This window comes from Armatimonadota bacterium, from assembly GCA_035527535.1.
GTDB lineage: Bacteria > Armatimonadota > Hebobacteria.
On sequence record DATLAK010000141.1, the window covers coordinates 1 to 6,687 of the forward strand.

At 66.4% G+C, this 6,687-nt stretch carries 6 protein-coding genes; 4 read left to right on the forward strand and 2 right to left on the reverse strand.

Going from position 1 to position 6,687, the window contains the following annotated elements; genetic code table 11:
- Positions 1-235 precede the first annotated feature (235 nt).
- The 3 genes from VM221_10085 (at position 236) to VM221_10095 (ending at position 2,724) form a co-directional block, all read left to right on the forward strand.
- Positions 236-646 carry a response regulator gene (locus tag VM221_10085; GenBank protein HUT75164.1) on the forward strand — a complete coding sequence of 137 codons (411 nt, stop codon included), beginning with the start codon at positions 236-238 and terminating at the stop codon, positions 644-646.
- Between the two features lie 112 nt (positions 647-758).
- Positions 759-959, forward strand: a complete 201-nt coding sequence (locus VM221_10090; protein HUT75165.1) for a hypothetical protein — start codon at positions 759-761, stop codon at positions 957-959.
- Positions 960-1,323: 364 nt separating this feature from the next.
- Positions 1,324-2,724: a hypothetical protein gene (locus VM221_10095; GenBank protein HUT75166.1), complete on the forward strand. Its 1,401-nt coding sequence runs from the start codon at positions 1,324-1,326 to the stop codon at positions 2,722-2,724.
- Positions 2,725-2,888: 164 nt separating this feature from the next.
- Here VM221_10095 and purN read toward each other — a convergent pair whose 3' ends face one another.
- The gene (gene purN / locus VM221_10100; protein HUT75167.1) at positions 2,889-3,521 is read right to left on the reverse strand and encodes a phosphoribosylglycinamide formyltransferase; all 633 of its coding nucleotides are present in this window, start codon (positions 3,519-3,521) and stop codon (positions 2,889-2,891) included.
- A gap of 146 nt (positions 3,522-3,667) precedes the next feature.
- On the opposite strand from purN, the gene VM221_10105 reads away from it, so the two are divergent.
- On the forward strand, positions 3,668-4,480 hold the full coding sequence (locus VM221_10105; protein ID HUT75168.1) for a ComF family protein: 813 nt from the start codon (positions 3,668-3,670) through the stop codon (positions 4,478-4,480).
- A gap of 584 nt (positions 4,481-5,064) precedes the next feature.
- Here VM221_10105 and VM221_10110 read toward each other — a convergent pair.
- Entirely contained in the window at positions 5,065-6,048 is a 984-nt protein-coding gene (locus VM221_10110; protein ID HUT75169.1) for an HNH endonuclease, read from the reverse strand.
- Between the last annotated feature and the right edge of the window lie 639 nt (positions 6,049-6,687).

The following is a 6,687-nucleotide window of genomic DNA, read 5'->3' on the forward strand; positions in this document are numbered from 1 at the left end:
GCGGCCCTCCGGGCCTAGCCACTCACAGTGACGACGGTCTGGTGGTGTCATTCTGAACGGAGCCCTTCGGCTACGCTCAGGGTAAACTGCGCGAAGTGAAGAATCTCGCTGCGGCCTGATCGGAAACTGGGTAACCGTCAGTCGGCCATCGCGTGTCGGCCGTCGCGTTGACATCCCCCAAATGTGCGTGCTATACTCGCGGCGACGTGAGGATCGGGCCCGGAGGGTAGCGCAGATGCCCAAGCAAAAGAAGATTCTGGCGGTGGATGACGAGCGCCACATCGTGCGCCTGGTGCAGGTGAACCTGGAGCGGGCGGGTTTCCAGGTGATTTCCGCCTTCGACGGCAAGGAGGCGCTCAAGAAGGTGGAGTCGGAGAACCCCGACCTCATCGTGCTCGACGTGATGATGCCGCACATGGACGGCTTCGAGGTCCTCAAACATCTCAAGTCCGACGAGAAGACCAAGGACATCCCGGTGGTCATGCTCACGGCCAAGGCCCAGGACGCCGACGTCTTCCGCGGGTGGGCCTCCGGCGTTGACTGCTACCTGACAAAGCCGTTCAACCCCATTGAACTGCTGACCTTCGTCAAGCGCATCTTCGAAAGCTACGACGAGACGGGAGGCGGCAAGGCTTACGAAGTGTGAACCGGCGCCGCAGACAGGTGATGTGATGTTAGGGCGGGGCCGCTTTCGGGTATAAGCTAAGGGGTGCGGCGCGAGCGCCCACGATCGCCGGGGGCAAAGTGCGGAGAGAGCGATGTGCAAGCATGGCGAGACATGGATGATCCTCGGCGGCGTCGCGCTGGCCGGAGGGCTGGTTGTCGCCCTGACATTCCTCCAGCAGCGCAAGGCCGATCCGCTGGCACAGGCCAACCGGCTGATCTCCCGCTGCAACCACAAGATTAGCGAGATCGAGGAATCCGTGGCCGGGCTGCAGACCCTGGTGCAGGCCGCCTGAGCGCGCTGCCGTCCGATTCCGCGTTCCCTCCTCCTGCTTGGTTCCCCGTACGGCAAGCGTAAGTCGTTGTCACGCTGGCTTGCGGCGACCGACGCCGTCGCGTTAGCGCGGGCGGTCCCCCGGCACGGCGGCTCACAGCCTACCCCTTCGCTGCAATCAGACTCGCCCGGGGAGGAAGCGCCTGGCGCTTGGCGAACCTCAAGCTGTCTGCAGCCGGCGGAAGACCAACGGATACGACCGCCGGCGGACAGCACGGGAGTCGGATCAGGCATGGCGCGACCGGGTGGAAGTCAACTCCCCGTTCGATCGCGACCCCGACATGGTGTCTGAATAGGGACCGTCACCCAGAGCGGGAGGCGCCGCGATGACAATTGACGCCGCGAGGAGATTGCCGGAAGCGCCCCAGCTTTTCGTGGACCTGGCGGGGGTCGAAAATGCGCACGCCTCCGGTCGCTGGAAGCGCATGCGCGGGGTGGAGCGGGTATTCCACCAGGCGGCCCAAGAGCCTCACCCGGTGCTGGCGCCCGAGGCGCCCTGGGAATGCGGCGGGTTCACCTGTTCGGTCATCTACGACGAGGACGAGCGCGTCTTCAAGCTGTGGTACCTGACCGGCGTCGCGGACGGCCGCCACGTCACCTGCTACGCGGTATCCGACGACGGGGTCAACTGGCGCCGGCCCGACCTCGATCTTCACGCGTACGCAGGCAGCGCGGCCAACAACATCGTCATTCCCCCCGACTATCACGACGGCCTCGACCACTGGGAATCGGTGCTCAAGGATCCGCTGGAGGCGGACCCGTCGCGGCGCTACAAGGCGCTGGGCTGGTCCAGCTATGACTGGGACGGCCCGCTGTCGGGGATTTACACCGCCGTTTCGCCCGACGGGCTGCAGTGGACCCATGCGCCGGAGCCGGCGTTTCGCTATCACCCGCGCCCGGGGACCTCGGACCTGGGGCCGGTGGGCGACGCCCACTGCCTGATGATTGACACTCTGCAGCGGCGGTACGTCGCCTTTCTTCGCCATCTCCCCCACCGCGGCATCAGCTTCAGCGACGACTTCGTGCGCTGGACCCAGCCCGAGACTTTCATGTGGGCGCTCAACCACCAGCAGGAGCTCTACACCAACTCGGGCTTCGTCTATGGCGACCAGTACCTGGGGCTGGTGACCGTATTCGATCTCGACCCGCGGCGCCACGACCTCAACTGTTGGTTGATCTCGAGCCGCGACGGCCGCCGGTGGGAACGCTGCCCGGCGCCGGCTCCAATCATCCCCTGCCGCGGCATCGGCGAATGGAACCGCTTCGTGAGCTTGAATGGCGGTTCCCCGCCGCTTCGCGTTGGCGATCGCCTGTATTTCTACTATCGCGGCACGGGCCGGCGCCACGGCCCTTACGAAGGCCCGGATGACACCGATGCGCCGGGGTGCGTGGGCCTGGCGACGCTGCGCGCGGATGGCTTCGCGTCGCTCGACGCCAGTTTCGACGGCGGCGAGGTCATCACCACGCGCTGGCTCATTGACGGCGGCAAGCTGGTGCTGAATGCCAAGTGCGACTACGGAGAGATTCGCGTCGAGCTCCTCGACGAGGCCGACCAGCCGCTGCCGGGATACTCGCTGGCGGAGTGCGTGCCGGTGCGCGGCGACGGAATCGCCCTGCCGGTCTCGTGGAAGCACCGCCCCGACCTGTCCGGCGCCGCCGGGCGCACGGTGAGGCTGCGGCTGCGCCTGACGAACGCGCGGCTCTACTCCTATCGCTGCGCGGGGTGAGGCGGAGTGGGGGACGCCGACCTATTCCCCGGTTTCCCCTGCGCGGCGGCACTGCGAGGGCCTGCCCTCTGCAGGTGCGCAACACGGGTTGTGACCGGCGCTTTGCTCCGTGCCTGGTCATGCATCAATCGCGCCCCCTCCCGCGCGGTCGCCTCCGCGCCCGCTCATGCCGCCAGCACCCGCACGCGGCGGCCCTCCACGCGCAGCCGCCCTTCGGCGAAGAGCTGGATCGCCTCGGAGTAGGCCGCGTGCTCCTGCTCGAGCACGCGCGCGGACAAAGTCTCTGGCGTGTCGTCGTCGAGCACCGGCACGCAGCGCTGGATGATGATGGGGCCGGCGTCCACCTCCTTGGTCACGAAATGAACGGTGCACCCGCTGACTTTCACGCCGGCCTCCAGCGCCGCCTGGTGCACGCGCAGCCCGTGCATGCCTTTGCCGCAGAAGGCGGGGATGAGGCTGGGGTGGATGTTCATGATGCGCCCGGCGAAAGCATCCACCAATTCATCGCTGGTGATGCGCATGTAGCCCGCCAGCGCTGCCAGCTCCACGCCGTGGTCGCGCAGCTTCCCGATGACCGCGCGGTCGAAAGCGGCGCGGTCGGCGAAGTCGCGCGGGTTGATGAAGGCCGCCGGTATGCCGGCCATACGCGCGCGCTCCAGGGCGAACGCCTCCTTCACATTGCTGATAACGACCGCGACCACCGCCTCGAGGCGGCCGTCCGCGGCGCGGTCAATGATCGCCTGGAGATTGGTGCCGCCGCCCGACGCGAGCACGCCGACTTTGAGCTTGTCTGGCATGGTTGCTCCTTCAGCCCCTCTCCGGGTGGGGACGCGACTGTGGCATATTATAGCCCCCCGTAAGCGTGGTCGCAAACGAGGAAGGGCGGCGTCGCCGCAGAAGGGGCAGCAGCCGGAGGGACCCAGCCGGGGGGCGGCTGTGCCACATGGAGGGAGCGAGCGCGAGCGTGCACTGGCTGACCAAGGGCTTCCTCGACCTGCTGTTTCCGCCGCGGTGCCTGGCGTGCCGGCGGTTCGGCCCGGAGCCGCTGTGCGCCGACTGCGGGGCGGCGGTGGAATACGTCGCGCCGCCGCTGTGCCACCGCTGCGGCATCCCCTTCGACCCGCAAGCCCGCGGCGGGCCGTTGTGCGCGTCATGCCGGCGCGGGCGCCTGCCCTATGTTATGGGCCGCTCGGTCGCCCGCTACCAGGGGCCGCTGCGGCAGGCCGTGCATCGGCTCAAGTACGACGGCAAGCGGGTGCTGGCCGGCGTGTTGGGGGAGCTGATGGCGGCGGCCCTGCTCGACGGCGGAGACGGGTCCGCGCAGGATGGCGTCCCCGCGCCGCCGCGAATCCCGTTTGACCGGCTGTCGCTGATCGTGCCGGTGCCGCTGCACCCGGTGCGGGCGCGCGAGCGCGGGTTCAACCAGGCGGAGCTGCTGTGCGGGCCGCTGGCTCGCAGGGCCGGGGCGCCGATTGCCATTCACTGCCTGCAGCGAGTGAAGCTGAACCCGCCGCAGGTGGCGGTGCCGGCGAAGCTGCGGCGGGCGAACGTGCGCGGGGCCTTCGCGGTGACGGACGCCGCGGCGGTGGACGGCCGCACGGTGCTGGTGTTCGACGACGTGTGGACCACCGGCGCGACGCTGGTGGAGTGCGCGCGGATGCTGCGCCGCGCGGGGGCGGCCGAGGTTTACCTGCTGAGCCTATGCCGAGCGACCGGCTACCGTGAACACCCCCCGCCGGCCGGTTCGTATCCGTAACCCTTTGCGGTCATGAGAAACCCTCCCGCGGCGATGCCGGCGCCCGCTGTAACTCCCCAAGCGCTTGCCTGCCTCAGGCGGGAGAGGTCGGCCCCGATGCATCGGGGCCGGGTCAGGCATGTCCGCCGTAGGCGGGGTGCACATGGTGGGGCAGGCGTCCCGCCTGCCGACCTTCTCGCCCCGAAATGTCGGGGCGCCACCAATCCACCCTTACCCGATTCCTCTCCCTTCCGAAGGGAGAGGAATATCTGCCTCGCGATGCGAACAGCAACGGGCGACGGCTGTGTCATTCAGAGCCCCGACGTGTCGGGGCGAAGAATCTCGCTCCCAGCATGCGCAGCGGCGAAGGATGCCCCTGGCCAGCAAGGAGGCCGCCTCCGGTAGGGGCACCCCCATGTGGGTGCCCTCATCCAGCGGATGACACCCCGTCGGGGTTTGGGCTCCGTAGCCCGCCCAAGGCGGGCGAAGTAGGCTCCAGCGGGCTTGCCCGCCGGCCTATTGAGCGGCAGGGGATGCTTCGACAAGCGCAGTAGAGGAAACGACACCTCCCCAGAAACCGACGGTGGCTGGGGCAGGAATCGGGTCTATCCATGCTCTGCTGAACAGCTGGGGGCGGCATGAAGCACTGGGTCATAGGCGAAGTGGTCAAGAACGAAGCGGTACCCCTGCCTCGGCGAATCGCGCCGACGGAGAGATCGGTGGTGGTCAGGAACGGACACGACCGCCAGCTTTGCGCCCCTTCGCTGAGGGGGTTGGCAATACGGACGTCCGAACAGCGGCATCCACACCGCGTGGCGCCTCGCCCAGCCGCGTACCAGCGGGAGCACCACAAGAAAATGCCGCCACTCCGCTGGCTCGGTAACAAGAAGCAGTGCTAGCTCGTCGTCGGGGATCTGATGATCATACAAGGCGGGAGCCAGCGGAACGATGATTGGCGCACTGGGCGACATTATCTGATTGCGGATCGGCTCGGCACAGGGATCGAGTACCCATTCATAGCCGAACTGGTGGAACATGAAGAGGTACGCTGCGTGAACATACGTCAGGTTGGCGCGCTTGGAGCTTCTTGTATCACGGAAGGTGACCTCTATCGTCCAGCCGCCAGCAGGTGATTCACCGGAGACTAGGCTGTTGAGCAGCGCCAACGCTGCAGGATTCGACCCCTTCGGCTTGAGGTACAGCTGCAACCGTCGGTCTCCATCGGCCCTCCTGGCTCCCAGATCCGCTTGCACGGGCCCAACAACATCGCCTTGCTGGTTGCGGGCTGTCACCCGGACTCGCGTTGTCTCGTTGCCGTCGCCAGAAAGCGCCCAGTTGAAGTTGGCACGTTCTGCCTCACAGCTCTCGATCTCGGTCCCGACCCTGTTGTTGCACCTCTTGCAGGCAAGAGTCCAGTTTCTCTCGCCGAGGAACTGAGGGATGACGTGAGCCCTGCTGAGGTCGGAGCGGATCTGATCGCGCGAGAATGTACGCAGGCACAATGGACACATGAAGCGCCCGCCGTAATCCTTCCTGTACAGTGCCAGGTTGTGGGAAAAGGTATCGAACAACGTGGAGAGCGCTGGCATCTTGCCTCCCCAGCACCGGATGGCCAGCAAGTGAAGGAGCCCCCTCGTCATGCAACAGCGCTTCTCCGCCCTTGCTCGATCACTTGCATGCTATGCCTATCAGGAATGAGGGCCGCTGTCAACAGCTTGGATGCCAGGTCGCTGGTCGTACGCGCGCCTCTTCGGCAGCTCGCTGCAAGAGCAGCTCTGATCTGGGCCATTGGCACAAATGCTTGCCAAAGCATCTGGCATCGAAGTCCGCGGCTTCGTTCGCGTTCGCGCAGTTTCGACCCCATGTTGTTTCCCTTCAGCGCATCCGAATCGAACTGGCGAAGAGCCTATCCGAAAAACCGGCTGACTGTCATCCCGAGCCCTGAGCGGGGGCAGATTCCTCGCTGCGCTCGGAATGACGGCACGCGAAGGGTTCGGAATGACATGCCCGTGGAGTGTGGGGCCTCAAGAAACCCGTCCCTCGACTTCGCTCGGGACGCCATTCGACGCGCTGGCGGTCTCTACTCTAGGCTATACTCCGGCCATTTCTTGAAGCAACGGATGGCGCAAGCGTGCGAGCACGTCTGTTTTTCGACGAAGGGCGTTTTTGCCCATGAGCGAGAAAATCCAGGCGAGCAGCGCCGCCGCTTGCAGCGCGCGGCGCATTTC